The organism is Sorangium sp. So ce124 (assembly GCF_051525235.1).
GTDB lineage: Bacteria > Myxococcota_A > Polyangia > Polyangiales > Polyangiaceae > Sorangium > Sorangium atrum.
In genome coordinates this window covers 10078714-10105673 of record NZ_CP150312.1, presented here as the reverse complement: position 1 = coordinate 10105673, position 26960 = coordinate 10078714, and the positions used below count along the sequence as shown (strand labels likewise).

Here is a 26960-nt window from a genome sequence, read left to right as displayed (position 1 = left end):
TCGATGGCGGTTGAGCCGGCCTGGTGCCGGTCGGGGCGGAGGAGTACAGGCGCTTGTTCTGGACGGGTCATGAGCAACGATTCAGTGGTCGTGGCCATCGCCCTCCCTGTGATCGTGGCCATCGCCCTCCTCGCATTCCTCGCCCTCATGGCAGTTGTCGCCGCCGCAGCTGGCGGCGCTGGCGGCCGATGCCATGCCGACGAGCGCTGCCAGCACGAAAGAATAACGATGTCGCTCAAGCATGGGGATCTCCTCTCTCGATGATGCGTTCGGCCAGGGGAGACGCCAGCGCGGCAGTCGCCTCTCTCGCATGAAACAAGCGGTAGAGGGTCGGCAGGATCAGAAGCGTGAGGGCCGTCGACGAGAGGATGCCCCCGATCACGACCGTCGCGAGCGGCCGCTGCACCTCGGAGCCGGTGCCGGTCGCGAGCGCCATCGGGACGAAGCCGAGGGCCGCGACGAGCGCCGTCATGAGCACGGGGCGGAGCCGCGCGATCGAGCCGTGGAAGACGGCATCGTCGAGCGACTCGCCCTGATGGCGCATGTTCTCGATGAAGGTCACCATCACCAGCCCGTTGAGCACGGCGACGCCCGAGAGGGCGATGAACCCTATCGCCGCGGAGATCGAGACGGGCAGCCCGCGGATCCAGAGCGCGAAGATGCCTCCGGTCAGCGCGAGCGGGACACCGGTGAAGATCAACAAGGCGTTCTTCAGCGTCCCGAAGGACAGGAAGAGCAACCCGAAGATGAGCCCGAGCGCGACCGGCACGACCAGGGCGAGCCGCTGGCGTGCAGCGATGAGGTTCTCGAACTGCCCGCCCCACGCGGTCCAGTAGCCGGCCGGGAGCTTCACCTCCGCGTCGATCCGCTGCTGCGCCTCGGCCACGAAGCTCCCGAGATCCCGCCCGCGCACGTTCGCCTGCACCACGACCCGGCGTTTGCCGTTCTCCCGGCTCACCTGGTTGGGCCCCTCCTCGACGGCGATCTTCGCCACCGAGCCGAGCGGAACGAACGCCGCGTGCTGCTCCGGCCGGTCCGTCGCCGAGGCGGTTCGCGTGGCGGCTTCCGGGCGGTCCGCTTCCGGGAGCGGAACGGGCAGGTTCTGGAGCGCGCGGATGTCGCCGCGGATCGCGTCGGGGAGGCGGATGACGAGGTCGAAGCGCTTGTCTCCCTCGAACACCTCGCCTGCGCTGATGCCCCCGACCGCTGCCTCGATCACCGCGTGCACGTCGGCGATGTTGAGCCCGTAGCGGGCGGCGGCGTCCCGGTCGACGTCGATCGTGAGCACCGGTAGCCCCGTGACCTGCTCGACCTTGACGTCGGCGGCGCCCGGCGTCTTTCCGAGGATGCCGCCGATCTTCTGCGCCTGCTTGAGCATGACGTCGAGGTCGTCGCCGAAGACCTTGACGGCGACGTCGCTCCTCACGCCCGAGATGAGCTCGTTGAACCGGAGCTCGATGGGCTGACTGAACTCGTAGTTCTGCCCGGGAAGGTCCTTGATCACCTCCTCGATCGCCTCCGCGAGCTCCTCCTGCGTCTTCGCCTTCTTCCACTCTCTCCGCGGCTTCAGCATCAGGTAGGTGTCGGAGACGTTCGGGCCCATCGGATCTGTCGCGACCTCGGCCGTCCCGGTCCTGGCGAAGATGTGCTCAATTTCGTCGGGGAACCGCTCCTTGAGCACGCGCTCGAGCTGCATCTGCATCTCGACGCTCGTGGTGATCCCGATGGACGGGATCCTCGCCGGCTGGAGCGCGAGGGCGCCCTCGCTCAGCTTGGGCGCGAACTCGCTGCCGAGCCGCGTCGCGACGAGCCCCGAGACCGCGAGCAGGGCGAGCGCGCCAATCACCACCGCGCTGCGGTGGGCGAGGGCCCAGCCGATGATCCGCTCGTAGCCGCGCTTCGCGTGCCGGAAGAGGAAGTTGTCCTTCTCGGACACCTTGCCGGTCAGGAGGAGCGCCACGAGCGCGGGGATGAACGTCATCGACAGGATCGTGGCGCCGGCGAGCGCGAGGACCACCGTCTCCGCCATCGGCCGGAACATCTTCCCCTCGATGCCCGTGAGCGTCAGGATCGGCAGATAGACGATGGCGATGATGATCTCGCCGAAGATCGTCGCCTTCCGGACCTCCTGCGACGCCTCGTACGCCAGCTCGATCCGCTCCTCGCGGGTGAGCACCCGCCCGAGCCGGTGCTGCTCCTCGGCGAAGCGCCGGACGCAGTTCTCGACGATGATCACCGAGCCATCGACGATGAGGCCGAAGTCGATCGCCCCGAGGCTCATCAGGTTGCCGCTGATCTTGCCCTCGACCATTCCGGTGATGGCGATGAGCATCGAGAAGGGAATGGCGAGCGCGGCGATCAGCGCGGCGCGGACGTTGCCGAGCAGGAGGAACAGGACGACGACGACCAGCGCCGCGCCCTCGAGCAGGCTCCTCTGCACGGTGCTCAAGGTCGCCTCGACCAGGTAGGTGCGGTCATAGACGGTCTTGGCCGTGACCCCTTCGGGGAGCGACTTGTTGACCGACTGCATCCGCTCGCTCACGCGCTGCGAGACGGACCGGCTGTTCTCGCCGACGAGCATGATGGCGGTGCCGATGACGACCTCGCGCCCGTCCTCGGTCGCCGCGCCGGTCCGGAGCTCACGGCCCACGCCCACCTCGGCGACGTCCCCGACGCGGATCGGGACCCCGTCGTGATGGCCGACGAGGATGCGACGGATGTCGTCCTCGCCTTGAACGAGCCCTGTCGCCCGGATCAGGTACTGCTCACCCTTGTGCTCGATGTAGCCGCCGCCTGCGTTGGCGTTGTTGCGCGCGACGGCCTCCAGCACGTCGCGGAACGACAGGCCGTAGCCGACGAGCTTCGCCGGATCGGGCGAGACCTGATAGAGCTGTTCATAACCACCGATCGAGTTGATCTCCGTGACGCCCGGCACCGTGCGGAGCTGCGGGCGAACGATCCAGTCCTGGATGGTGCGCAGATCGGTGAGCTCGTAGGGTTTGCCGTCGGGCCGCCGGGCCTCGGGCGAGGCCTCGAGCGTCCACATGTAGATCTCGCCGAGCCCGGTCGCGATCGGGCCCATCTGCGGCTCGCCGAGGCCCGGCGGCAGGCTCTCCTTGGCCGCCGCGAGGCGCTCGCCCACGAGCTGGCGCGCCCAGAAGATGTCGGTGCCGTCCTTGAAGATGACGGTCACCTGCGACAGGCCGTAACGCGAGAGCGACCGGACCTGTTCGACGCTGGGGATGCCGCCCATCGCCCACTCGATGGGGAAGGTGACGCGCCGCTCGACCTCGACGGGCGACAGCGCCTTGACCGAGGTGTTGATCTGCACCTGGACGTTGGTGATGTCGGGCACCGCGTCGATCGGCAGACGGTTGAAGTTGTAGACGCCGAGCGCCCCGACCGCGAGCGTGAGGACCACCACGAGCCAGCGATGGCGGACGGAGAACGCGAGGATCTTCGCGAGGAGGGTGAGCATCGTTTCCTCCTCAGTGCGCGTGGTCGTGGCCTGCCTCGGATTTCCCGAGCTCGGCCTTGAGGATGAAGCTGTTCTTGCCGACGTAGCGCTCCCCCGCGGCGATGCCGTCCAGCACCTCCACGAGCTCGGCGCCCTGCGCGCCTGGAGCCTTGCCCTGGCGGCCAGGCTTGATGGCGCGGGCCTCGAACGCGTCGCCCTCCTGGACGAACACCACGTCTTTCCCCTCGACCCTTTGCACGCCCTCGTACGAGACGACGACCGGCGCGTCGACCCGATCGACGGCCACGTCGGCGGTCACGAACAAGCCGGGCCGCCATGCCGCGCCAGGGTTCTTCAGCACGACGCGCGCCGTCGCCGAGCGCGTCTTCTCGCCGACGACAGGGCCGACATACGTGATCTCGCCGTCCGCGGGCTCCTCGATGCCCTCCGCCCGCACGCGGGCGGTCTGGCCGGCGCAGACGCGGGCGAGATCCTTCGCGTACACAGTGACGTTGACCCAGATCGTCGAGAGATCGGCGACGACGAACGTCTGCGTGTCGTCCTTGAGCACCTCGCCGACGTTGATGTGCTTCTCGATGATCGTGCCGTCCATCGGCGCGATGAGCGCGTACGCGCCCCCCTTGGCCCCGGAGCCCGCGCCGGACGACGCCTGGAGCTTCTGGGCGGCGCTGCGGTGCTCGATCTTCGCCTCGGCGAGCGCCTGCTTCGCGGCGAGGAACTCTTTCTCGGCGGCGATCTTCTCCTTCCAGAGCGCCTCTTCGCGGTTGAAGTTGGCCTCCGCGAGCTCGAGCCGCTCCTTCGCGGTCAGGAGCTCCCGCTGGAGCTCCGCGAACTCGCGGCTATCGAGGATCGCGAGCACGTCGCCCTTCTTCACGGTGTCGCCGAGCTGCTTCCTCACCTCGCGCGCCGTGCCGGAGACCCGAGGCGTGACGTGGGCGAGGGCCTCGGCGTTGAGCGCCACCTCTCCAGGGAGCGACACGGTCTCCGCGACCTGGCCCGGGCCGGCCGAGAGGATCTCGAGCCGCGCGTTGTCGAGCGCCTCGGGCGACAGCTTGATCTTGCCCTCCTCGTGCTCGCCCTCTTCGTGCTCTCCGTGGCCGTGCTCGCCGTGGTCGTGTTCGCCATGGCCATGGGCCGCCGCTGCCGGCTCGCCGTGGTCGTGTCCCTCGTGCTCGTCGGCGCCGTGGTCGTGAACCGCGTGGTCGATGAGCAGCGCCCCCTTCACCGCTGCGGCGAGGAGCAGCAGAAGTCCCCCTGCGAGCGCCGCGATCTTCGCGCGCGTCAGCTCGATTTTCACCTTGGCGGCGCTCATTGCGGAGACCTCCCCGCCGCGACCAGGAGCTCGATCTTGGCGTTCGCGTGGGCGTGTTCGGCGTCGAGCAGCCCCGCCTGGGCATCGAGCGCCTCGCGGCGCACGAGCAGGACGCTCGCGAGGTCGTTCTCCCCGAGCTCGTACCCCCTCGTCGACAGCGCCACGGCCTGCGTCGAGAGACCCGCGGCGGGCGCGAGGTGGGCGAGCGCGCTCCTCGTAGCCTCGTAGCGCGCGTAGAGCCCCTGGATCTCCCCCGCCGCGCTGGCCCGGCTCGCTGCGAGGCGGGCGGTCGCGGCGTCGACCTCGGCCGCGGCCGTCGCCACCCCTGCCCGGTTCGCGTTCAGGATCGGCACCGGCAAGGCGAGGCCGATCATCCCGATGTTCGCCTGGTCGTCCCGCTCGTACTGGGCGAGCACGTTGACGGTCGGCCATCGTCCGGCCTGCTCTCGATCCGATTTGCCCCTGGCCGCCTCCACCGTGGCCAGGGCGGCGCGCACGTCGGCCCGCTGATCGGCCTCGCGGAGCAGCGTCGCGAGCGGCGGCGGGGCCTCCTCGGGCACCAGCGCGCCCGTGACCGCGCCGTCCTTCGACGCCTGGCCCAGCATCGACCGGAGCCCCAGCAGGTCGGCCTCGCGCGTTCCCCGGGCGGTCGCCTCGGCGGCGGCGTCGCGCCCCTCCTGGAGGCGCGCGAGCGCCACGTCGATCTCCGGCACCTCCCCCGCCCTCTTGCGCTTCTCCGACGCGGCGACGAGCCGCTGGGCGAGCGCGCGGCGCTCGGCCGCGAGGGCGACCTGCGCCTCGTCGCGCAGCACGAGCGCGTGCTGGAGGAGCGCGGCCAGCAGGAGGCGCCGCTGCGCCTCGTCGGCGGTGGCCAGCGCGGCGCGCTGCTCGGCCTTCGCGGCCTCGACGCGCGCGCCGCGCCGGCCGCCCAGCTCCAGCGGCCACGACAGCGAGGCCACGGCGGCGGCCGGCCTGCCCCCATCGGGGTTGAATCGGATCCCGCCCATCCCGGACAGGACCGGATTTTCGAGCGAGATGACCCCGGCGGCGGTGACGGCGGCGCCGGCGACCGCAGCCTCGGAAGCGGCGGCGCGCGCGGCCGGCGCAGCGCGTACGAGCTCGGCGATCCGAGCGCGCGTGAGCGGGGCCTCGGCGGCCGCCGCCTTCGGCATCAAGAGGTGGAGAGCAGTCGAGGAAATGACCAGGAGACGACGTAAATGCGTACGGAACATGGACGGCAGCCCTCGAGCGCTTCGAGCGCTCGCGCGAAGAACCGCGGTTCTGCCCGGTCAGGATCGCGCGAGGGGGCCGAGCCACGCCCGCGCGGCGCAGAGGCGCTCACGCGCGCCTGCGCTGCGGCCGTGCTCGTGGATGCGAACCTGACGCGGGCGCCTCAAGCGCGCGGGCGTCGGGGTGGCCGTTCGAGGCGGTGGGTGAGGGATCGCCCTGGCATCTCCGGCGGCGTCGATGCGACGATCTCGAAGGCTTCGAGGAGCACGTAGGGCAGCACCTCGGCCAGGGGCAGGGTCATCGGGATGCGCCCGCAAGCGCAGTCGTGGCAGCTCGGCGGACACTCGCGGTGCGGGCGGTCCGGCGCCTCGTCGTGACTCTCTTCCGCCGAGGACGACGCGAGCATCGGGTGCTCGCAGGCGATCGCAATGCCGAGCGCCTGGAGGGTGTGGCCCTGCGCGATGAGGCCGACGACCAAGAACACCGGGAGCACGGCGCAGATCCAGCGAAGGATCGCGCTGCGTGGACGGTGCGGTCGCCGGGCGCGGGACATCTGCTGCGAGATTGGAGGAAAGCGGGGCAACCGTCAAGGAAGCCCTTGCTTCGCCGAGGAGATGCGAGGCGGCGCGGTTCAACGGTTTATCCACGGTTGACCCACGTCGCCACCGGCCTGGAGAGATCTCAGGGGAAATAGCTCCAGGGCATCTGCGCCTGTCCGAAGGGCGCCGTCGACCTGGAAGGGAGCCGGAACATGCGCAGCACCTCCGCGACGAACGCCCGTGGATCCTGCGTGATGTAGAAGTGATCGCCAGCCAGCGCGCGCAGCTCGACCCGACCCTCCAGCCAGTGCTTCCACGCCTCCACCTCGTCCTGACGAGCTTCATCGTCGGCGGATCCGTGGAGCAAGAGAGTCGGCGTCCGGAGACGCCTGGTACAGCGATCCAGCGCGAGGCGGTAGCTCTCCGAGGCAAGGAAGTCGCCGCGCAGCATCGGCATGAACACCTCTCTGAGCTGCGCGTCGGTGCGGAATTCCGCGGGACATCCTCCCAGGCGGATCAGCTCCTCGACGAACCCTTCGTCATCGAGCGGGCTGAGCATGCGGCGTGGGATCAGATGGGGAGCGTGGCAAGCGGACAGGACGAGGCCGGCGGGCGCCCGGCCCCACTGCTCGAGCAAGCGGCATGCTTCGAACGCGATCTGCGCCCCCACGCTGTGGCCTATCAGAAGCCACTGGCCGCTCGGGGGCTCCGCGCACAGCTCGTGCGCCAGCTCGGACGCGCTGTGCTGAACGCTCTTCATGCCGGGCTCGTGCAGGCGATGGTCGCGCCCCGGGTAGGTCACGAGGGACGCCGAGACGTCCACGTGCGACAGCGCCTTCCAGCTGCGGAAGGCCGTTTGGCTCGCACCACCAAAGGGGCACAGGATCAGGTGCGGGCTGGACTGCGCAGACGCGCTCAAGATGCGGCGCAAACTTCGGGTAGATCTGTTCATGGTCACTCGGGTCGGTGTTGATGTCTCGAGGAACGATCGGCATCTGAACCGAGGCAAAGCCGTCCACTAGGTGGATATGGCGGGCGAGGCGCCACAGACCTGATTGGCCAGGGCCCGCTTGTTGACCTTGCCCACGCTCGTCTGCGGAAAGCTCTCCAGGACCTTCAAACGATCGGGAAGCTTGAACGCGGCCACCCCCAGACGGCTGAGATAGGCGTTCACCTCGGCGAGCGTGGGCGCCTCACCGCGCGCGATGATGCAGGCACACGTGCGCTCCCCCAGGGTAGCGTCGGGGACGCCGACGATGGCGACGTCACGGATCGCCGGGTGAGCCATGAGGTAGTTCTCGAGCTCCTCGACCGGGACCTTCTCCCCTCCCCGGTTGATCACGTCCTTGCTCCGGCCTTCCACCACCAGATGTCCGCTGGCGAGCCGCCGCACCAGATCCCCGCTCCGATAGAAGCCGTCGGCGGTGAACGCCCGACGATTGTACTCCTCCGCGCGATAATATCCTCGGATTGTATAAGGACCGCGGACCTGCAGCTCACCGACCTCGCCGTCCGCCACCTCGACATCCGAGGCGTCGACGATCCTCACCTCGTCGTCCTCGGCGAGCGGCCGGCCTTGCGTGTCGATCACGGCGGACTCGCCGTCGTCGAGCCGCGTGAAGTTGAGCAGCCCTTCTGCCATGCCGTAGACCTGCTGCAGCCCGCAGCCGAGGACGGGTCGTACGCGCGCGGCCGTCTCGGCCTTGAGGCGAGCGCCCCCCGCCTGGATCCACTTCAAGCTGCTCAGATCGGCCTGCACCCACTCCGCCGCCTCGAGCCACAGCAGGACGAGCGGCGGGATGAGGGCGGTCACCGTGATCTTCTCCTGCTCGATCAATCGAAAAGCCGCCTCGGGGCTCGGGTCCTTGCAGAACACCACGGTACCGCCGGCGTACAGGGTGCCGAGGGCGCCTGGGCACCCCAGGGCGAAGTTGTGCGCGATGGGGAGGCTCACCAGATACCGGGTGCTCGCGTCGAGGGCTGTCACATCGGCGCTGAGGCGGACATTGCAGACATAGTCGTCGTGGGTGCGCGGGATCAGCTTGGGAGCGCCGGTCGTGCCTCCCGACAGCAAGAGCAGGGCCACATCGCGCGCGTCCGGCCCGGCCATGATCTCCGCCGGCGCGTCCATCTCGGAGAGCGGCACGAACTCCTCCGCATCGCCCACCACGAGGACATGCCGGAGGCTCGCCACCCGCTTGCATACCGAACGGGCGAGCGCCCGGTAATCGAAGCCGACGTGCATGTCGGCGATCACGTACGCGACCGCCTGGGAGAGCTCTGCCAGATGCACGATCTCCGTCTCTCGATGCGCCGGCAGCGCCAGCACCGGGATGGCCCCGATCCGGAAAAGCGCGAAGCACAGGGGCAGAAACTCGGCGATGTTGGGCAGCTGAACCAGGACGCGCTGCTCCGCCGCGATACCGAGCCGGCGCAGCCCCGCGGCCATGCGATCCGCGCGCTCGTCGAGCTCATGGTAGGTCCAGCGACGCGCTCCGTCGACGACGGCCACGCGCGCCGGCGTCGCTCGGGCCCGCGTGCGCAGCATCTCTCCGAGGCGCTCGCCTCGCCAGTACCCCGCTCCCCGATAACGATCCACGAATTCAGCAGGCCAATCGACACATCCAGTCAACATAGGAGCTCCCTCGCTTCCACCGACGTTCGTCGGCGCTCACTGTCCTGCGCTTCGGTGCGCGCGGCTCGGGTCAGCGCTCGGGCGGGCGGGCAGCACGGCCGCGCCGTGCAGGAGGGTCGGGTCGAGATCGGCGGTCAGGCCGGCGATCTCGATGGCGCGGACCCCCGTCACCTCGGCGGGATCGAGCGCGAACGTCGGGTCGTCACCGACGATCCTGCGCACCGCCTCTCGATGCTCCGCGCGGACACCCATGCGCACCCGGCTGAGCCTTCTGGCCCCGTTCGGATGGCGGTTCTCCCTTGGATGTTGAGGCGGGTCGTACGGGGTCACGATGAACGGGAGACGATCGTTCGCCGGATAGGCAAACTTGAAGCGGATCTCCTGGCCATCGGGCTTCGTCCGTCGCCACCCGATGGCTCTGCCGACGGGGACCCCTGCTCCCCGCAGCGCGGCGAGCTCGCGGTCGAGAGCGTGCGTGTCCACCACGACCGCCACATCGCAGAAGCCCTCGCCGCCCTCGGACCAGCGGATCATCCGCCGGCCCGAGCCGCGCCCCGCCATCAGCTCGATCGGCCATTTGAACCACCTCGCGCTGCGCGGCGTCGTGAGCAGCTCGATGATGGGGCCTTCCGTGAACCAGATGTGCGCGTGCTGGGCCTTCCTCTCGGGCGTCGCGTAGTCCACCTTGAACCCGAGCTCTCTGTAGTCGCGCACGGCTTGATGAATGTCGCGCACCCATACCAGTACGTGGCTGCAAGAAGTCGCCATGTTCAGTTCTCCCGAGCGCCAGGCGCTCGTTCAATGCGCGCCGCTCGCTGCCGCATCGAATGCGGCAGCGCGCGCCGCCGCACGCAGCTCGTCGACAGGGAGCGGCTCCGGGGTCTCCGGACGGATGAGCTCGGGCATCCCGATCCGCTCCGTCAGATCACGCCACGCGAGCGTCACGCCCAGGGCCCACTGGCCGCTGCGGACACGGCGGGCCGGGTCGGCGATGTCGCCGCACAGGTCGTGCAAGGCGACGACCACCGCGTCGGGCCACGTCCGCGCGAACACGTCGTGATAGCTGCGCGTGCGCTGGTCGCCCAGGATCGACGTGCTCTCCACGGCGAGGCGGTCGGTGCCGGGGCCGCTCATGATCAGGCGCCCGGTCGGGTCGCGCGGCGAGTGCATGCGCGGATTCCAGAGGACGGGGCCGTGGGTGTCGGCCAGGGTCAGCACGCCGGCGTCGCATCCGAGCGAGATCCGGTGCATGAGCAGGGAGTGATTGTCTGGGTCCTCGGGGTGGACCTGGTTCTGCACGCGAAGCGTCACGGGCACGCCGCCGATGGTCGCGTTCAGGCTCTGGAACGGCTGGCCTGCGGCCGGCGAGGGCCTGTCGCCCCGCGGCCCGCATTCCGAGAACGACCATGGGCGCAAATCGCCTGCAGCGCGGCCGATCACGTCGAGCAACGGATAGGCGACCTGGCTGTTGCAAGCGGCGTCGATGAACTGGATGCGCTGGCGCTTCCTGATGTACTCGGCCGCCGCAAGGAACTGCCGGATCGGACGCACGTTCGGGTACAGCGTGTTGACCGCGTACGCCGCGCCTCCCCGCTTTGCGGCCTTCAGGCACGCGGTGATCTCCGCGGCGTGCACAGGGTGTTCCTGCAGCACGTGGATCCCGCGCTCGAGCAGCGACTTGGCCAGATCGGAGCCTGGGCCGCCGGTCGCCCCCGAGCGAACCACGACACAGACGATGTCGATGTCGCCGGGGATGTCCTCCACCCGGGTGTAGAGCGGCGCGCCGTAGCGCTCGGCGCACTTCCTGGAGAACTCGCTGCCGCGCCCGAGCACGCCGGCGAGCGTGAACGAGTCCCGCGCCGACGCGACCGCATCGAGGTAGATGCGCCCGAAGGCGGTGCCGGCGACGACGACGCGCTTCTTCTTGCCGCCGCCGGCGCTCACCAGGTCACCTGCATCGTGAGCGGCCCGCGGAAGAACGTCGCGGTCTTCCACTGGACGTCGGCGTGGAGGCGGAGATCCGGCAAGCGGGTCACGAGCGCTCTCAGCGCTTCCTGGAGCTCGACCCGCGCCAGCGATGCGCCGATGCAATAATGCATCCCAGAGCCAAACGCGAAGTGCGCCCGCGCGTCTCGATCGAAGTCGAGCCGGTGTGGATCGGAGAACTTGCGGGGGTCGTGGTTGGCCGCGCCGACCGACGCAAACACGGGCTCTCCCGCGCGCACCAGCGTCTCGCCCACCTGGACGTCCTCGGTGGCGTAGTGCGGAAACATCGCGGCGGACGCGACCGGCACGAAACGGAGCAGCTCCTCGACCGCCGGCGCCACGAGGCCAGGATCCGATTTGAGGCGCGCGAACTGCTCCTGATGGGTCAGGAGCGTGTAGATGAAGTTCGGGATCTGCGAGGAGGTTGCCTCGTACCCCGCGATCAGGATGGCGATGCAGAGCTGGACCAGCTCGCGCTCGTTCAGGCGGTCGTCCACATCGTGGGCTTCGATGAGCGCGCTCATCAGGTCGTCGCCCGGCTCGGTTCGGCGCAGGCGGACCAGCCCCATGATGTACTGGGACAGCTCGCCGAGGTTCCGCTGCGTCTGCTCGGCGGTCTGCGTGTTGGTCGAGAGCAGGGAGTCGTTCCACTCCTTGAACTTGGACTGATCCGCCACCGGAACGCCCAGGAGCTCGCAGATCACGGACATCGGGATCGGCAGCGCGTAGTCCCGCACGAGATCCGCAGGGGGACCATTGGCCACCATCCTGTCGATCAGCTCGTTGGCGAGATCGCGGACGTGCGGGCGCAGCTGCTCCACGCGCCGGTTGGTGAACGCCTGGGTGACCAGGTTGCGGATGCGGGTCAGCTCGGGCGGGTCCATCATGACGATCCCGCCGGCGATGCGCGGGAGCGCCCTCGGAGCGTCCGCGCGCTTCGTGGCCTCCTCGCGGCTGAACCTCCGGTCGGACAGCACGAAGCGGACGTCCTCGTAGCGGGTCGCGAGCCACGCCGGCTCGCCGTAAGGCAGCTTGACCTTGAGCAGCCCCGGCGTTTGCTGAGCTCGGGAGTACGCGGAGGCGAGCGCGATGCCGTCGAAGAGGTTGAACGGATACTGGATGGGGGGATTCGTCGCGGTAGTCATTGCGTTCGTCCTTGTGATGCCGCCGCGGGAAGCGGGCGGGAATCGAAGCGCCGGCGGCGCGCGGCCCAGTCCCGCAGCCGCTCGCGGTCGAGCGCGCCGCCTGCGGCGAGCGGCAGTTCATCCACGATCTCGATCCTGGCGGCGGCTCCCAGGCTCTCGCCGAGATGCTCGGAGAGGCGCTCCGAGGTCAGCAGCGTCCGATCCATCTTGGTCCGGGCTGCGAACACACGATGGCCGAGCCGCTCCAGCGGGTGGCCGTCCCGGGGCAGCCCGAGGACGCGCTGCAGGCCAGCGCCGTCCAGCGCTGCGTTCCACTGAGGCAGCGAGAGGAAGGTCGACTCCGTCTCGGCCCTTCCGTCGCTGGCGTCGTCCAGCATGAAGGCCTGGGACGCCATCACCCAGAACTCTTCGACCGTAGGCTCGGTCAGGACGAGCCAGCCGCCGGGGCCGAGCAGCTCGTTGAGCCAGCGGAGGGAGGCGTCCGTGTTCCGCGCGGCGTTGAGAACGCCCCCGCCGATGATCACGTCGAACGAGTTCGGGACGAAGCCCTGGTCTCTCGGCGCGACGTTGATGTCGTAGAGGCCGAAGCGCACGCACCGGTGCCCGGCGAGCCGCGGGGCAGCCTGATCAAGGAAGTACCTGGAGACGTCGGTGTAGAGGTAGTCGACCTCGGCGCCCGAGAGCTCCGGCAAGAGCGACTCGGAGGTCGCCCCCGTGCCGGCGCCGACCTCGAGCAGCCGGACCGGCCGCTGCCCGGGCCATTCCCTGGCAATCCTGCTCACGAGGAGGCTGACGGCGCGGTGCTGGTACCGGGCCGCGATGCTCTCGCGGTACAAGGCCCTGGCGAGGTCGGTGCGCCCTTCCGGGAACAAGAGGTGGACGGCCCGCACCGCGCCGGAGATCAGGTCAGGCAAACGGTCGGAATTGCGGACCGCATAGTCGATCGTGCCGGTCGCGCCGACCGTGGCCAGCCACTCGCCCTTGAGCTCGTCCCATGCGCGCGCCAGCGCGGCGTCCGAGTGGTCGCCGATCGGGCCCACGGCGCTCAGCAGGTCTCCGTCCCGGCGCAGCAGCTTCTGCTCCGTGAGCACCCTGAGCCAGCGGCGGATGAGCGGCCGATGCGCGGCGGCGACCCGCGCCCGCGCGAGCACCTCGTCCACGGTGTGCGCGGCGGCCGTGTCGGTAAAAAGGCCGCTGCGGCCCAGCGCGTTGAGCATCGACAGCAGCGCTGTTCGTCCGAGGCGCTCCACGGCCGCGATCGCCCGGTTGACGTCGGTCCCGGCGAGCTCGGCGTCCAGCGCGGCGGTCACGTTGGCGATCAGGCGCTGTCCGCTCGCGTCCCCGTCGGCGTCGTCGCGGGCACGCCTCGCGGGGACGGCAAAGATCGCCCAGCCGTCGCCGTCGGAGGGGATCACCGCCGCCGCCGCCGCGCTCGGATGGCTCATCACGAGCTCCGCGATGCGCGCCGCTTCTTGCTCGGCTCTGCGCAGCTCGCGCTCCACCGGTACGAGCCCGGCTTCACCGGCGATCCTGTCCACCAGCTCTGCGCCGAAGACGCGCCGCACGGCCGCAGACGACTCGGCGGACAGCGCTCCACCGGCGCCTGCGCCGGCGTCGTACACGACGCGCCGCAGCGCCCCGAGATCGGCGAGCGCGGCCGCCGGGTGAGCCAGGAGGCTGCGCAGCAGCGCCGCTGACACGATCGCGCAGTCCGGGGCCGCTCGCTCGAGGAACGAAAGGGCCTTGGCCGGGCTCGCGGCGCTCGCGGCGCTCGCGTCCACCACGTGATGGTGGACGGCGGCGCCGGCGCTCCAGCTCGCGAACACCGCATCCCCGCCGAACCCGGCCAACGGCGAGAGCACCGCCGTGCGCGCAGGCGAAGGGCCGAGCGCGTCGCGCAGGGCAGCCACCGACTCGCAGAACACGGCCCTCGACCACACGAACGATCCGCGAACCACGGAGAACGGCGCGTCGTCCGCCAGGCGGGGCTCGCAGGCGCTCGCCCCGTCGAGCGCGGGCAGGTCGGCGTCGGTGATCCTCAGGACATCGCCGCCGTCGTCCGCTGCCTGCTCGGCGGAGAACCGCGCGCCGAGCAGCATCGCGGCCAGCCGGACGGGCAGGGCCTGCGGCGCGTCTCCGGCGCTCCAGCTCAACGTGCGGCCCGCGACGGCTCCGCGCTGGCGCAGCGCCGTGACGGCGCGGTACGTGCGGTCGAGGACCTCTGCTCCGGTCCACGCTCGCCCGCTCGACACCAGCGCCGCTCGGCTCCCGAGGCGCTCCAGCCCATCGATGATCTGTCCCACTGTCATGGCACCTCGTCCGGTGGTCGTCAGCCAGCGGTAGCGAAGAACAGGCGCTGGCCTGCCACGGCCAGCGGTGATTCGAGCGAAGGAAGGATGAACCGCGGCACGAAGGCTGCGGCCAGGAGCTCCTCATTCCAGCCAGGCGCGTCGACGAACACCTGATCGGTCCCGGCGCGCCGGTCCTCGCTGCCCAGCAGCGGCGAGCCGGCCGGGGGAGACAGCAGGAATTGCATCGCCGTGAGGATCGCGCAGTTCTCTCGTGTGGAGTCCGTGAAGATGAGCCATCCGCCGGGGGCGAGCGCGCGCCGGATGCGGCGCAGCGTCCGGCCCGTATGCGCGGCGTTGTGGAGGACATTGCCCGCGAGCACGACGTCCGCCGCGTGCGGCTCCACCCCCTGCGCCGTGAAATCGACGTTGATGTCGAGCACGGCAGTGCGCACCCCGCGATGGCGGCCGAACCGCTCCTGCGCCGCGGCCGTGAACGCGCGCGCGATGTCGGTGAACAGATAGTCGACCGGCGCGCCGTCGAGGGCCCGCAGCGCGGCTGTCGTGGTGAGGCCGGCGCCTCCGCCGAGCTCGAGCACGCGCAGCGGCCGGTGCCGCAGCTCCGCGCAGCGGCGCACGAGGTGAGCGCCGGCGGCGCTCAGGTAAGCGGTGAAGACGTTGTCCTGGTAGGCGGCAATGGTGGAGAGGTCCTGCCGCTCGCGAAACAGGAGCTGCTGAATCGAGAGCTCGTCGCGCACGAGCGCGTTCAGGCGGAGCAGAGCAGCCTGGTGGACTTCCGCCATCGCCGGCGGGAAGCCGAGCGAGGCATACGCATCGGGCAGGTCCGCGGCCGCGCCGGCGTCCCGCAGGGCCCGTCGCCACACGTACCTATCCCCCACGTTGCCGAGCACACCGTGGTCGCACAGCGCGGCGAGCCACCGCCGGACGAGCCATGCGTGTCGCGGCGCCGCGCCCAGCGCGCAGACGATCTCCTCCGCGGTGCGCGCTTCACCTCCCGGATGCACGGCGCCGCTCGCCACGAGCAGCTCCCCCAGGGCCCGCAGGCAGATCGCCTCGAGTCGCTGCATCGCCCCCGGGAGGTGCGCCAGGGGATCTCTCCCCGGCGCTGGTTCCAGCATCCGAGTGAGCCTCAGCCCAGCCTCGTGTGTCTCATCGCCCGTCGGCACGCGGGGAGCCTCACCGTCCGCGTCATCGGCGGCGGCCTCCACCGCCGCAGCGGCCAGATCCGCGGCGGGGACGACCTCCGCGTCAGGGCGCGCCGTGGCCGAGCCGAGCGCGGCGAGGATGTCGTGCCGGAGGCGGCACAACGTGAGCTGAACCTGAGCCTCGCTGACGGCTGCGCCCGGGCTCTCCACCGCGTTGGCGAACGCCGCCAGCTCACCGCGGGTCGCGCGCAGCCAGCTCACGGTCTCACGCTCGGCCGGCGCGTCCGTTCCGCCGAGCAGCACGCCAGACCCCGCGGAGCGCGCGGTCCAGAGGACGTCCCCGTGAACCCCGGTCAGCCTCAGCTCGCCGGCGTCGCTGCCCATGGCGAGCTCGATGACCATCTGCGCCTCTGACGACACCTCGTTGCGCACGCGCAGGACGATGGGAACACCCGCGAGGCTGCCTCCGAGCACGACAAGCCCGCTCCCGAGAGGCGTCGGCTCACGGACCTGCCAGGGGCGCAGGGCGCCGAGCGCGTCTCCCAGGAGGCGGAGCAGCGCCTGGATCGACGCTCTCGTGCAGGTCGCAGCGACGTACTTGATCGGCGTGCGCGCGCGCAACGCCTGCGCTGCGCCGAGGAACCGCCGGGACGCCGGCGTGGCGGAGGCGACCGCCGCCACCCGGAAGGCGGCTCGGCCAAGGCGCGCTTGCCGCAGGCACGCGGCGAGCTCATCGTGCTCGAGTAGCGCTTCCGCCAGCACGGCGCTGCCGCGCCCCAGGAGGTCGACCGCGCGCTCCGCCACCGGCACGCCGTGCCCGGTCGCCGATACCCAGCAGCTCACGCCGGCGCCGAGGGGCGCCTGATCCGGCCGGGCCCAGAGCGCTATCCTGGCCTGATCGGCGAACCTCCGTGCGCCGTCGCTGTCGTCGGCGAGCTGGCCAAGGAGACGAAAGCGCCCGTTCAAACGCTGGAGCGCGGCCAGGTGCAGAGGACCGAACCCGGCGCCGCACAGCACGAGAGGGATGCCGGCGGTCACAGGGAGCCCTCCTCGGTAGCGCCGAGCGCGTCGATCGATGAATCCAGCAGATCGAGCGCGATCACCGCGCCGCTCTCGCGAAGGCGACCGACCGTCGACAGGGGTTCGAGCGCCGCCGCGGCGAAGTCGCGCCCAGCGGGCACCTGGCCCTGGTCCACCGCCAGCGTGGCGAGCGCGGCCATGGTCCCTGTGAGCTCGGCGTTGCGCCGTCCGCGCACGACCAGCGTGCGCGTGACCGGGGCGCCGTCTCGCAGTCCGTCGAGCTGCGCGACGAGAAGAACGTGGGGCTCCCGTCCAGCGAGGTCGAGCAAGCTGGCCCGGCATAACGCCGCGACCGCCTCGCGGCGTTCGAGGCTGCGCGCGCGATCGAAGGCCGTGAGGATGTGCTGGCCGGTGATGACGGTATACCAGTCTCCTCGAACGAGCCGGAGCGACGCCGCGAGCCGCTCCGCTTCGGTGTTGAGGTAAGGCAACAAGGTCGCCGGGCCGGGGAAGAACGGGACTTCCACGTTGCGCGTCCGGGTCAGCACCCCGGAGCGACGCCCCTCTCGCCATGCCGCGAGCGGCTCGCTCACCCCGTCCGTGGCCGCCTGGAGATAGTCGTCCGCTGCGACCTCGGTGAAGCGGTCCAGCACGCCGAAGTGGCTGCGCAGGCCATGAACCTGGCTGAAAGCCCGCTGCGCCGCCCATCGCGGCAAGAGCGCGGTGAGGCCAGGCTGCAGCCCCGCCGAGAGCACGGCCACGCGCCGGCGGGTGCGGTACTCCTCGTCGTCCAGGAGCGCGTACAGCGCATCGTCGCCGGCGGCGTCCACGTAGTCGGCGCCTGCGTCCAGGGCTGCCCTCGCCGCGCGGTCCGCGATGGCGTGGGATGGACCGGCGCAGTTGAGCACGATCCGACAACCACCGACAAAGCGACGCAACGAGGCGTCGTCCCGAAAATCGACCGCCTGGTGCTCGACCGCTCCCGCGGACAGCTCACTCGCGAAGCGGCGGGCCGCTTCGAGGCTTCGCCCGCCGATCCGCAGCGGCCCGAGGCCGAGCGACAGGAGCCGCCGGGCCGCTTGCGCGCCGACGTCGCCATAACCTCCCAAGATGCCGATCGTCATCCTGCAGCCTCCATCAGCCGCCATCCGTGAGCGCGGCGGCGCTCATTCCAGAACGCCGTGTAGCGCCCGTTGCGCGCCAGGAGCTCCTGATGCGTCCCCGCTTCGACGATGCGGCCGCCGTCGAGCACGAGGATCTGATCCGCGGACACGATGGTCGGCAGCCGGTGCGCGATGACCAGCAGGGTCGACCGGCGCATCAGTGTCCGCATCGCGCTCTGGACGTAGCGCTCGTTCTCCGGGTCGAGCGCCGCCGTCGCCTCGTCCAGCAGCACGATCGGAGCGTTCTTGAGCACGGCTCGGGCGACCGACACCCGCTGGCGCTCCCCGCCGGACAGCGACGCTCCGCCCTCGCCGACGCGGGTCTTCAGGCCCTGCGGGAGGCGCTCGACGATCTCGTCCACGCCAGCCAGGCGGGCGGCCTCGCGCACCTCCGCGTCCGTGGCGTCCAGCCGGCCCACCCGGATGTTCGCCTCCAGCGTGTCATCGAACAGGTAGACGTCCTGCATGACCAGCGACAGCTGCGCCATCAGGTCTTCCGTGGAGAGCTCGCGGACATCCACGCCGCCCACCCGCACCGAGCCCGCGTCGACGTCGAAGAACCGCGCGATCAGCCGTGTTATCGTGGTCTTCCCGGAGCCGGATGCGCCGATGATCGCCGTCATCGTCCTCGGCGCTATCCGGAAAGACACATCACGGAGCACTGGAGCGCCCGGCTGATAGCCGAACAGGGCATCGGAGAACTCGATCTCCCCCGGCGCCGCGACGGGCCTCGACCGCTCGGGCTCGGGGAGCGGCGCCTCATCGAAGATCGCGGACAGCCGCTCCAGATCGTTGCCTGCCATCCGCAAGAGCCCGCTCCGCCCCGCGGCCTCGGCCAGCGGCCCCACGAACCTGGCGGCCAGCGCCAGCAGCGCGATGAGCTCGATCGGATCGATCGACCGATCGAGCGCGCACACCACGCCGACGGCGATCAGCGCGGCGAACGCGAGCTGCACCGACAGCCCGCCCGCGAGCAACCTGGGGAAGGTCTGGCGCAGCATCGACCCGCCCGCGGCGCGCTGCGCATCGATCGCCGCCTCCAGCGGCGCATAACCCCCCGTGGCCCGACCGAAGGCGCGCAGCACCTGCTGGTTGCGCGCGAACTCGACGACCCGGTTGCTGGCGAGCGCCCCCGCGGCGTCGACCTGCTCCTCGGTGCGGCCGATCCACGCCGACGACCAGCGGTGCGTCAGGTAGATCAGCGGCGTGCAGGCGATGGCCGTCAGGCCGAGCTGCCAGTCGAAGAACAGCATGGCGACGGCGATCGTCGCGGGCGTCAGGATGCCGCTCACCACCGGGGTCAGGAGGTGGGCAAACACGTTGGTGACCATCATGGTGCCGCCCGTCGCGCTCCGTGAGAGACGGCCGACCTTCTCCGAGGAGAACCAGCCGATCGGCAGGCGGGCGACGTGGTTGCCGAGCCGGTCGTGCAGCGTGGTCAGGACGACCAGCGCGAGCGCAAAGCCCTTCATCGTCTGCTGGTAACGGGCGACGCACGTCACCGCGACGACCGCGGCCAGGAGGAGCAGCCAGCGCAGCGCCTCGCCCAGGTCCGCGCTGAGAAGCGCCTTGAGGACCGGGACGAGGAACGCCATCGCCACCCCCTGAACGACGGAGTAGACGACGAGCCAGCCGAAGTAGACGTGCAGCGCCCTTGCGTGCTGCGGTCCCAGGATCTTGGTCAGTTGCCGGATCATGAGGCTTCACCCACCGCTGCGCCGGCAGCCGCCATGTCGCTCTCGGCGTAAGCACGCCACATCCTGGCGTAGAGCCCGTCCGCGGCGAGCAGCGCGGAATGCGTGCCGCGCTCGCGCACGCGGCCCTCGTCGAGCACGACGATCTGGTCGACGCCGGTGATCGTCGCCAGCCGGTGCGCGATGACGATCACGGTGCGCCCGCGCGCGACAGCGGACAGCGCGTCCTGGATCTGCGCTTCCGACTCCGGATCCGCGTGCGCCGTCGCCTCGTCCAGGATCAGCACCGCGGTGTCCGCGAGCAGCGTGCGCGCAATGGACAGCCGCTGCGCCTCGCCGCCGGACAGGATGGCGTCCTCGCCGATCACGGACCGATATCCCCTGGGGAGCGCGACGATCCGGTCGTGGATCTGCGCGGCGCGCGCGGCCGCGACGACCTCTGCGTCGCTGGCCTCGGGCCGGCCGAGGCGCAGGTTGTCTGCGACCGTTCCATGCACCAGCTGGACGTCCTGCAGAACGAAGCCGACGTTCCGGTACAGCACGTCCGGCGCGATGTTCCGGATATCCACGCCGCCGAGCAGGACAGCGCCGCCTGTCACGTCGTAAAACCGGGGCACCAGCTTTGCCAGCGTGGACTTCCCCGCGCCCGAGGTCCCGACAAGCGCGGTCACCGTGCCAGGCCTGCAAGCGAAGCTCACGTCGGAGAGCACGCTCCTCGAGCCGTCGTAGCTGAACGAGACGTGATCGAACTGCACCAACGCCCCGCGCGGCGCCTGCGGCGTCGTCGTGATGGGCAATGACGGCTCGTCGAGCAGCGAGGCGACGCGCTCCGCCGCCGCCACGGCCTTGCGCTGGGCCGTGAGCCCCTGGTTCAGCGTGAGCACCGTTTGCGGGATGACCACGGCGACAAGGGTCTCGGCGAGCAGGTCGATGGGGCTCACCCAGCCCTCTCGGATGAACCAGGCGCCGACCGTCAGGCTCACCAGCATGATCACAGGCACAGAGAGGGCCATCGAGGTCAGCGCCTCGAGCCGGAGCAGCGGCCGCACCCAGCCGGCGTATCGGTCGCTGAAGTCGCTGACGGCGCGCTGATAGCTCTGGTGAGCGCGGCCCGTCTGGCCAAACGCCTTCACGACCGCGATGCCGTGTACGAACTCGACGATCGCGGCGCTCACCCTGCCGAAGCTCGCGTCGAGCTGCATCATCTTCTCGGCGAAGCCCCGCATCATCCATGCGTAAGCGGCCACGTAGATCGGCAGGGTGGCGATCGCGAGCAACGCCAGCCGAAAATCCAGCCAGAGCAGGTACAGGAGGCCGCCGAGCGGAAGGACGATCGCCGAGACGAGCTCGACATCGTGGTGCGCGACGAGGTGATGCAAGTCGTCGAGGTCGTCCTGGACCGCTTTGCGGACCACCCCTGACGTCTTGTCGGAATACCACCCCAGCGGCACCTCGCCCAGCTTGCGCACCAGCGCGCGCCGCAGGATGGCCTGAAGCCGATGGTCGGCCAGGTGAGTCACCCACAGCGCCGTTCCGGTGCAGGTCCATCCGACGCCGAGCCCGACCACAATGATCAGCGCGACCCCGGCCACCTTCGCGCTGTCGATCGGGCCTGAGGCGACGAGGATCCGCGCGAGCTCGGCGATCCCGATGAACGGGACGAGCGTCGTCAGCGCCCCGACGCCGCCCAGCAAGATCCCGAGTCGCGTGAGCCCTGCTATCGGGCGGCGCAGCTCGCGGAGCGCCGCGTCCTTCTGCTGATTCTCTCTCATGTGTTGCGCAACGATGCCGCGAGGTGCTCGGCCACGACATTCACATGCGGTGGCTCGATGACGCTGAAATGGTTGCCGGGAACGTCGATCAGCTTGAACTCGCCGAGGCAGACGCCTTCCCAGAACGGCGCCGTCAAATGCCCGACGCCTGCGGTGATGCCGAACGATTGCTCCTCGTCGCACCGCAGGAACGTCATATCGCCGACGTAGGGCTCGGGATCGAAGCGCGCGGCGCGCATGCTGTGCCTGCAGGTCCGGAACAGCGCCGGGATGAGCTCGGGTCCGACGGGCACCCCGGCCTGAGCGGCCGCCGCCTTCGCATAGCTGGCCAGACGCTCGTCCTGAGTGCGCGCGGACTGCCTGCGCACCGCGGCGGCGACCGATTCCAGCCCGGGGTCGCCGCCGAGCCTCGCCATTGCGCCTGCCGGTATCTTGCGATCGTACTCGGTCATCAATTTCTCGATGGCCCGGTACACGTCGGCGCTGTCGACGTCGTCGCCGAAGACGGCCTTCACCGGATCCAGGTTCAAATTCGGCGCGAAGATCGCCTCGAACGCGAGCTCCTCGTCGGTCTCGATGAACATCGGAATGCTGTCGACGAGCGCCAGGTCCACCGACATGCCGCGCTCGAGCAGCCGCCGGGCCACCTCGGTGGCGAGCAGCCCGCCGAGGCAGTAGCCGATGAGCTGAAACCGCGTGAAGCCCTCGTCGATGAGCCGCTGCGCGTAATCGTCGGACACGCGCGCGACGAGCTCCTTCGGGGGGATCGCGAGGTACAGCTCGGGGTCGGCGACGGCGAAGCCCAGGACAGGCCCCAGATTCTGCGCGGCGAGCGCCCGCCCGAGGTGCTGGAAGTAATCCATGGTGCCCAGCGCCGCGTGGAACATCACACGCGCCGGCCCGTCCCCGCCGCCGAACGAGAGGATCAACGAGTTGCTGCCCTCCCGGCGCTGCGCGATCTGCGCGGTCTTACCTCCGCTGGCGGACGCCTCCGCGCTCGGCGCGTGCGCTGCGCCGTCTTGCCTGCGCAACGCGCGCGCGAGCGCGTCGACCGTCGGCTCGTTGAGCATCTGCCGCAGGAGCGTGTCGTAGGCGAACGGCGCCGCTTCCGGCACCTCCTCGCGCAGTCGACCTGCCACCCTGGCGAGGATCAGCGAGTCGGCGCCTCGATCGTAGAAATTCTCGTCCTTGCCGATCCGCGCGATTCCGAGCGCGCTCGCCCAGAGCGCACACAGCCGGCCCTCCAGCTCGTCCAGCGTCGCGTCGGCCTCCTTCCCGGCGCTGTCGATGAACGCCGCGGGCCGCAGCGCGGCGAGCGCCTTGCGGTTGACCTTGCCGTTCGCCGTGAGCGGCAGCCGGTCGACGACCTGCAGATGAGCAGGCACCATGTGCGCTGGCAGCCGCTGCCCGAGGAAGCTCGTGAGCTCGTCGGTCCTGACCCGGGCCCGGTCGGTCTTGAAGCGCGCAGCGAACATGTGCATGCCATACGCCGCCATCGGATGGTCGTCGTCCGGCAGGCAGAGCACCAGCTCACCGCCGCTCTTCGCGATCAGGCCTTGCCATTGCTGGGTGGACAGGAACTTGGTGGCGCCGCGTTCCCGGTCTGCGCCCGCGGGGTCCATCATGAAGCCCTGGGTGAGCAGGACGTGCGGGTGATCGGCGGTAGGCTCGGTGAACACGAGCCACCCCGATGGCCCGAGCAGCTCTGCCGCGGCCGCCACCGCAGCTTCGACGTTGCGGGTGCTGTTCAGCATTCCGGCGCACAGCACGACGTCCACGGAGTTCGGCAGCAGGCCCTGGGCGCGGTAGTCCTCGTTCAGGTCGAGCTGTCCGAATCGGACCCAGGGGCGCTCCCGGAACCGCTCGCGCGCATCGGCCAGGAAGAAGGCTGTCAGGTCCGTGAACAGGTAGTCGACGTCATGGCCGTCGAGCATCGGGATCACCACGCCGCTGGTCGCGCCCGTGCCGGCGCCGATCTCGAGCACCCGCAGGGGGGCGCCGTCCGTATGCGCGGCGGCGATCCGGTACAGGAGCGCCGCGACCGCGTGGTTGTTGTAACGCGCGATCGCGTCATCGCGGTACACCGAGAGCGCCACGTCGTGCTTCCCTTGCGGAAACAGCAGCTCGAACGGGTTCTGCTGGTTCTCGAGCAAGGCGTGCAGCCGCTCCACGTGCGCTCTGTGGTACTGAACGAACTCGGGCGTACACAGCCCCGACGACGACGCCAGCTCCTCGAACCGCCGCCAGGCGTCGTGGACCGCCGTCGCATCGGCGGCCCTGCGCTGCGCATAACGACGGCTCTCCTCGTTGTACGTGAGCCATCCCGCCTCCGCCAGGAGCCCCAGCCAGCGGCGAACGAGCCAGTGATGGCGGTCGTGAACGCGCGCCTCGCGCAGGATCTCCTCGGCCGAGTGCGCGTCGCGCGGACCGGCGAAGAGCCCGCGCTCGGCAAGCGCGTTCATCATGGACGCGAACGAGGCGTCGTGAAGCGCTCGAATCGCCTCGGTCACCTGGGCCGCGGTCACGCCGCTGACCTCCTTGTCGGCGAACTGCCGAGCCGCAGACGCCAGACGGGCCTGGTACGTCGCCAGATCATCGTCCGTGGGCGCGCCGCGCCGCGCGAGCTCGACGAAGCCGAGCAGCGCGCGATCCGTGAGGTCCTTGCCGGCCACCACGGCCGCCGCGGCGCCTACCGCCGGATGCGCGAGCAGCGCGGCCTCGATCTCGCCGAGCTCGATCCGGTGCCCGCGAATCTTGACCTGGCTGTCCTCGCGGCCGAGGAACTCGATGGATCCGCCCGGGAGATAGCGCCCGAGATCTCCGGTCCTGTAGAGGCGCTGGCCATCGACGGGGTGGTTGAAGAAGCGCGCCGCCGTGAGCTCCGGATCGCCCAGGTACCCCGCTGCGAGGCCGTGCCCGGTGATGTACAGCTCTCCAGCGACCCACACCGGCGCGTCGCGGAGCGACTCGTCGAGGACGCGGAAGCCCTGGTTGGCGAGCGGCACCCCGTAGGGGATGCTCGTCCACGCCGGATCGACCCGCTCGATGCGATGGTAATTCGACCAGATGGCCGCCTCGGTCGCGCCCCCGAGCCCGATGAGCGTCAGCTCAGGAATGAACCGGCGGATCTGGTCGGGCAGCGTGACGGGGATCCAGTCGCCGGACAGCAGCGCCATGCGCAACGAGCGAATCGCGACAGGCTCTGTCTGCAGGTAGCTCGCCAGCATCTGAAGCTGCGCAGGCACGGAGTTCCACAGGGTCACCTCGTGCTTCACGACGAGGTCCGCCCAGTGGGAGGGATCGGCGCCACGGTCGGGATCCGGGAGCACGAGCGTCCCGCCGAGGGCGAGGGTTCCGAAGATGTCGTACACGGACAGGTCGAAGCCAAGCTGCGCGAGGCCCAGCACCCGGTCCGAACCGGTCACCCCGAAGCGACGGTTGATGTCGTCGATCGTGTTCAGCGCCGCTCGGTGGGTGATCATGACCCCCTTCGGGTCACCCGTGGAGCCGGACGTGTAGATCACGTACGCCAGCGCGTCGGGGTCGCCCGTCGGAGCTTCCGGGAAGCTCTGCGCAGGCGCCTGCGTGTCCACGTCGATCACGCGCAGGCCGTCCGGCAGCTTGGGCGCCGCGGAGATCCACGACTGGGTCAGGACCTGTCGCACCGCCGCGTTCGACAGCACCTTCTCGATGCGCAGCCGTGGCTGCGTGGCGTCCAGCGGCAGATAGGTCCCGCCGGCGAGCAGCACGCCCAGCACCGCCACGACCTGCTCGATCCCCTTGTTCATGACGACGGCGACCCGGTCGCCCGCGGTACAGCCGCCGTCTCGCAGCGCCTGCGCGACCGACGCCGCCCTCATCGCGAGGTCACGGTACGTCAAGCTGCCCGCATGGCCGATCACCGCCACCGCTCCGGGGTCGCGGGCGGCCTGCTCCAGGAACCCTCGGTGCAAGAGGGAGTCCGGCAGCGGACAGCTGGTCTGATTGACGCGCTCGCGCTCCTGCGCCTGCCATCCGGGCAACGCGACAGGCTCGACGGCCTCCCACGCCTCGGAGCGCTCCGCGAGATCTTCCAGCAGTTGCTGCAGCGCGCCGAACATGTCGTCGATGAGGCCGTCCGGGAAGATTCCCTGACGCACGTCCCAGTTGACCTCGAGCCCGTCCGCGTCATCCATGACCTGGCAATCGAGGTAGACCTGCGGGGTTTGCGTGACGCCATTACCGAAGCGCCGCCCGCTGCTGGGCCGTCGCCGTGAGCCGAGGCCGATGGCGCTGGTGAAGACGACCGGCATCAGCGCGGCCTCCCGCCCGCGCCGGCGGGTCATCTCGCGCAGCACCTCGACCCCCGTGAACAGCCGGTGATCGAGATCGGCGAACATCTGATCGCCGAGCCGCGCAGCCCATTCCTTGAAGCTGCGCCCGGACGCCGCCTGCACGTCCATGAGGCTGACCGACGTGAAGTCTCCGACGATCCGGTCGACGTGCGGGTGCAGCGGCAGACGGTTGAGCAGCGTGAGGTTGAGGCTGAACCGTTGGCGACGGCTCCAGCGCTGGAGCACCGCCGCATAGGCGCCCAGCACGGCGATGGAGGCCGTGAGCCCTCGCTCGCCGGCCCGCTGCCGGAGGCGCTCCCAGCGCTCGGCGGACAGGCGGCTGTGGTAGCGGCGGAAGCGCACGGGTCCAGCTTCCGCGGCCGATGGAAGCATCGGCAGCTCGGGCGCGGCGGGCAGGTCGTTGACGCGCGCGAGCCAGTACTGGCGGTCACGCTGGTAACGCCCGGTCTCGCGCAGCCGCCGCTCCGCGAAGATGTAATCGCGAAAGCGGAGGTCCAGCGGTCGCAGCTCGTCGCTCCGACCGGCGAGGATGAGATCGAGCTCCTCGAAGAAGATCCCGGCGCTCGCCCAGTCGGCGATCAGCGAGTCCAGCGAGAAGTGCACGACGTCGCCGCCGCTGGTGCGGGTATGCCGCAGCTCGAACAGGGGCCATACGGTGGTCTCGTACATCCGGTGGTCCATCTCGGCGCGGATGCCGCTCAACGCGCGCTCCACCTCGGCGGCGGACGCGCCGCGGAGGTCCGTCGACTGGATGTGGTACCGAGGTACCGTGGGCAGGACGCGCTGGTAGCCGTCCTGCTCGATCACGGCGCGCAGCATCTCATGCCGCTCGATCAGCAGGTTCCACGCGTCGGAGAGGCGCGCGGGGTCGAGCTCTGGATACGTCACCTCCAGGTACCCGTGGCAGGCGACGCCGCCGTAACCGAAGGAGCTCTGGCGCCCCAGCAGGTAGGCCGTCTGCACGTCGGTGAGCGGGAACGGCTCATGACGCGCCTGCTCGTCCGCGGCGACGACCACCCCCTGGTTCGCCGCAAGGAAATCGATGATCTGCGCCTTGTGCGTGCGCAGCACCGTCATCCTGTCTTCCGTGAGCAAACCTTTGGGCGCACGGAACCGGAGCTGCCCCGATTCCGTCCACAGATCGACACCCAGCGTCTTCAGCTCTTCGATGATCCCGGCAACGGGCATGGATAGTTGC

Annotated in this window: 16 protein-coding genes; all 16 read right to left on the bottom strand. The window is 70.2% G+C overall.

Features of this window, described 5'->3' with window-relative positions; translation table 11 throughout:
• Positions 1 to 81 precede the first annotated feature (81 nt).
• Positions 82 to 243 (bottom strand): hypothetical protein, encoded by a 162-nt coding sequence (locus WMF19_RS38005; protein ID WP_437894844.1) that lies wholly within the window; start codon positions 241 to 243, stop codon positions 82 to 84.
• Positions 236 to 3478: an efflux RND transporter permease subunit gene (locus WMF19_RS38000; RefSeq protein WP_437894843.1), complete on the bottom strand. Its 3243-nt coding sequence runs from the start codon at positions 3476 to 3478 to the stop codon at positions 236 to 238. Before WMF19_RS38000 ends, WMF19_RS38005 begins: the two co-directional genes overlap by 8 nt.
• Positions 3479 to 3488: 10 nt before the next feature.
• Positions 3489 to 4790: an efflux RND transporter periplasmic adaptor subunit gene (locus tag WMF19_RS37995; RefSeq protein ID WP_437894842.1), complete on the bottom strand. Its 1302-nt coding sequence runs from the start codon at positions 4788 to 4790 to the stop codon at positions 3489 to 3491.
• Entirely contained in the window at positions 4787 to 6022 is a 1236-nt protein-coding gene (locus tag WMF19_RS37990; protein WP_437894841.1) for a TolC family protein, read from the bottom strand. The genes WMF19_RS37995 and WMF19_RS37990 overlap by 4 nt, the downstream gene beginning before the upstream one ends.
• A 161-nt stretch (positions 6023 to 6183) precedes the next feature.
• A complete protein-coding gene (locus tag WMF19_RS37985; RefSeq protein ID WP_272102588.1) occupies positions 6184 to 6513 on the bottom strand; it encodes a hypothetical protein in 330 nt (109 codons plus the stop codon).
• A gap of 188 nt (positions 6514 to 6701) precedes the next feature.
• Positions 6702 to 7478 (bottom strand): thioesterase II family protein, encoded by a 777-nt coding sequence (locus WMF19_RS37980; RefSeq protein ID WP_437894840.1) that lies wholly within the window; start codon positions 7476 to 7478, stop codon positions 6702 to 6704.
• 99 nt (positions 7479 to 7577) lie between these two features.
• Entirely contained in the window at positions 7578 to 9194 is a 1617-nt protein-coding gene (locus WMF19_RS37975) for a (2,3-dihydroxybenzoyl)adenylate synthase (protein ID WP_437894839.1), read from the bottom strand.
• Between the two features lie 36 nt (positions 9195 to 9230).
• On the bottom strand, positions 9231 to 9962 hold the full coding sequence (locus tag WMF19_RS37970; protein ID WP_437894838.1) for a VOC family protein: 732 nt from the start codon (positions 9960 to 9962) through the stop codon (positions 9231 to 9233).
• 30 nt (positions 9963 to 9992) lie between these two features.
• The gene (locus WMF19_RS37965) at positions 9993 to 11138 is read right to left on the bottom strand and encodes a Gfo/Idh/MocA family oxidoreductase (RefSeq protein ID WP_437894837.1); all 1146 of its coding nucleotides are present in this window, start codon (positions 11136 to 11138) and stop codon (positions 9993 to 9995) included.
• On the bottom strand, positions 11135 to 12325 hold the full coding sequence (locus tag WMF19_RS37960; RefSeq protein ID WP_437894835.1) for a cytochrome P450: 1191 nt from the start codon (positions 12323 to 12325) through the stop codon (positions 11135 to 11137). Before WMF19_RS37960 ends, WMF19_RS37965 begins: the two co-directional genes overlap by 4 nt.
• Positions 12322 to 14634 (bottom strand): methyltransferase, encoded by a 2313-nt coding sequence (locus WMF19_RS37955; RefSeq protein WP_437894834.1) that lies wholly within the window; start codon positions 14632 to 14634, stop codon positions 12322 to 12324. The genes WMF19_RS37960 and WMF19_RS37955 overlap by 4 nt, the downstream gene beginning before the upstream one ends.
• A gap of 20 nt (positions 14635 to 14654) precedes the next feature.
• The gene (locus WMF19_RS37950) at positions 14655 to 16817 is read right to left on the bottom strand and encodes a methyltransferase (protein WP_437894833.1); all 2163 of its coding nucleotides are present in this window, start codon (positions 16815 to 16817) and stop codon (positions 14655 to 14657) included.
• On the bottom strand, positions 16814 to 17923 hold the full coding sequence (locus WMF19_RS37945; protein WP_437894832.1) for a saccharopine dehydrogenase NADP-binding domain-containing protein: 1110 nt from the start codon (positions 17921 to 17923) through the stop codon (positions 16814 to 16816). The genes WMF19_RS37950 and WMF19_RS37945 overlap by 4 nt, the downstream gene beginning before the upstream one ends.
• Complete coding sequence (locus tag WMF19_RS37940) at positions 17920 to 19659, bottom strand: ABC transporter ATP-binding protein (RefSeq protein WP_437894831.1); 1740 nt, start codon at positions 19657 to 19659, stop codon at positions 17920 to 17922. The genes WMF19_RS37945 and WMF19_RS37940 overlap by 4 nt, the downstream gene beginning before the upstream one ends.
• On the bottom strand, positions 19656 to 21428 hold the full coding sequence (locus WMF19_RS37935) for an ABC transporter ATP-binding protein (RefSeq protein ID WP_437894830.1): 1773 nt from the start codon (positions 21426 to 21428) through the stop codon (positions 19656 to 19658). Before WMF19_RS37935 ends, WMF19_RS37940 begins: the two co-directional genes overlap by 4 nt.
• Positions 21425 to 26950 carry an amino acid adenylation domain-containing protein gene (locus WMF19_RS37930; protein ID WP_437894829.1) on the bottom strand — a complete coding sequence of 1842 codons (5526 nt, stop codon included), beginning with the start codon at positions 26948 to 26950 and terminating at the stop codon, positions 21425 to 21427. The genes WMF19_RS37935 and WMF19_RS37930 overlap by 4 nt, the downstream gene beginning before the upstream one ends.
• Between the last annotated feature and the right edge of the window lie 10 nt (positions 26951 to 26960).

Coding starts and splice junctions, on each gene's coding strand:
- WMF19_RS38005 (WP_437894844.1), bottom strand. CDS start 243: ATGCTTGAGCGACATCGTTATTCTTTCGTGCTGGCAGCGCTCGTCGGC.
- WMF19_RS38000 (WP_437894843.1), bottom strand. CDS start 3,478: ATGCTCACCCTCCTCGCGAAGATCCTCGCGTTCTCCGTCCGCCATCGC.
- WMF19_RS37995 (WP_437894842.1), bottom strand. CDS start 4,790: ATGAGCGCCGCCAAGGTGAAAATCGAGCTGACGCGCGCGAAGATCGCG.
- WMF19_RS37990 (WP_437894841.1), bottom strand. CDS start 6,022: ATGTTCCGTACGCATTTACGTCGTCTCCTGGTCATTTCCTCGACTGCT.
- WMF19_RS37975 (WP_437894839.1), bottom strand. CDS start 9,194: ATGTTGACTGGATGTGTCGATTGGCCTGCTGAATTCGTGGATCGTTAT.
- WMF19_RS37970 (WP_437894838.1), bottom strand. CDS start 9,962: ATGGCGACTTCTTGCAGCCACGTACTGGTATGGGTGCGCGACATTCAT.
- WMF19_RS37960 (WP_437894835.1), bottom strand. CDS start 12,325: ATGACTACCGCGACGAATCCCCCCATCCAGTATCCGTTCAACCTCTTC.
- WMF19_RS37955 (WP_437894834.1), bottom strand. CDS start 14,634: ATGACAGTGGGACAGATCATCGATGGGCTGGAGCGCCTCGGGAGCCGA.
- WMF19_RS37945 (WP_437894832.1), bottom strand. CDS start 17,923: ATGACGATCGGCATCTTGGGAGGTTATGGCGACGTCGGCGCGCAAGCG.
- WMF19_RS37940 (WP_437894831.1), bottom strand. CDS start 19,659: ATGATCCGGCAACTGACCAAGATCCTGGGACCGCAGCACGCAAGGGCG.
- WMF19_RS37935 (WP_437894830.1), bottom strand. CDS start 21,428: ATGAGAGAGAATCAGCAGAAGGACGCGGCGCTCCGCGAGCTGCGCCGC.
- WMF19_RS37930 (WP_437894829.1), bottom strand. CDS start 26,950: ATGCCCGTTGCCGGGATCATCGAAGAGCTGAAGACGCTGGGTGTCGAT.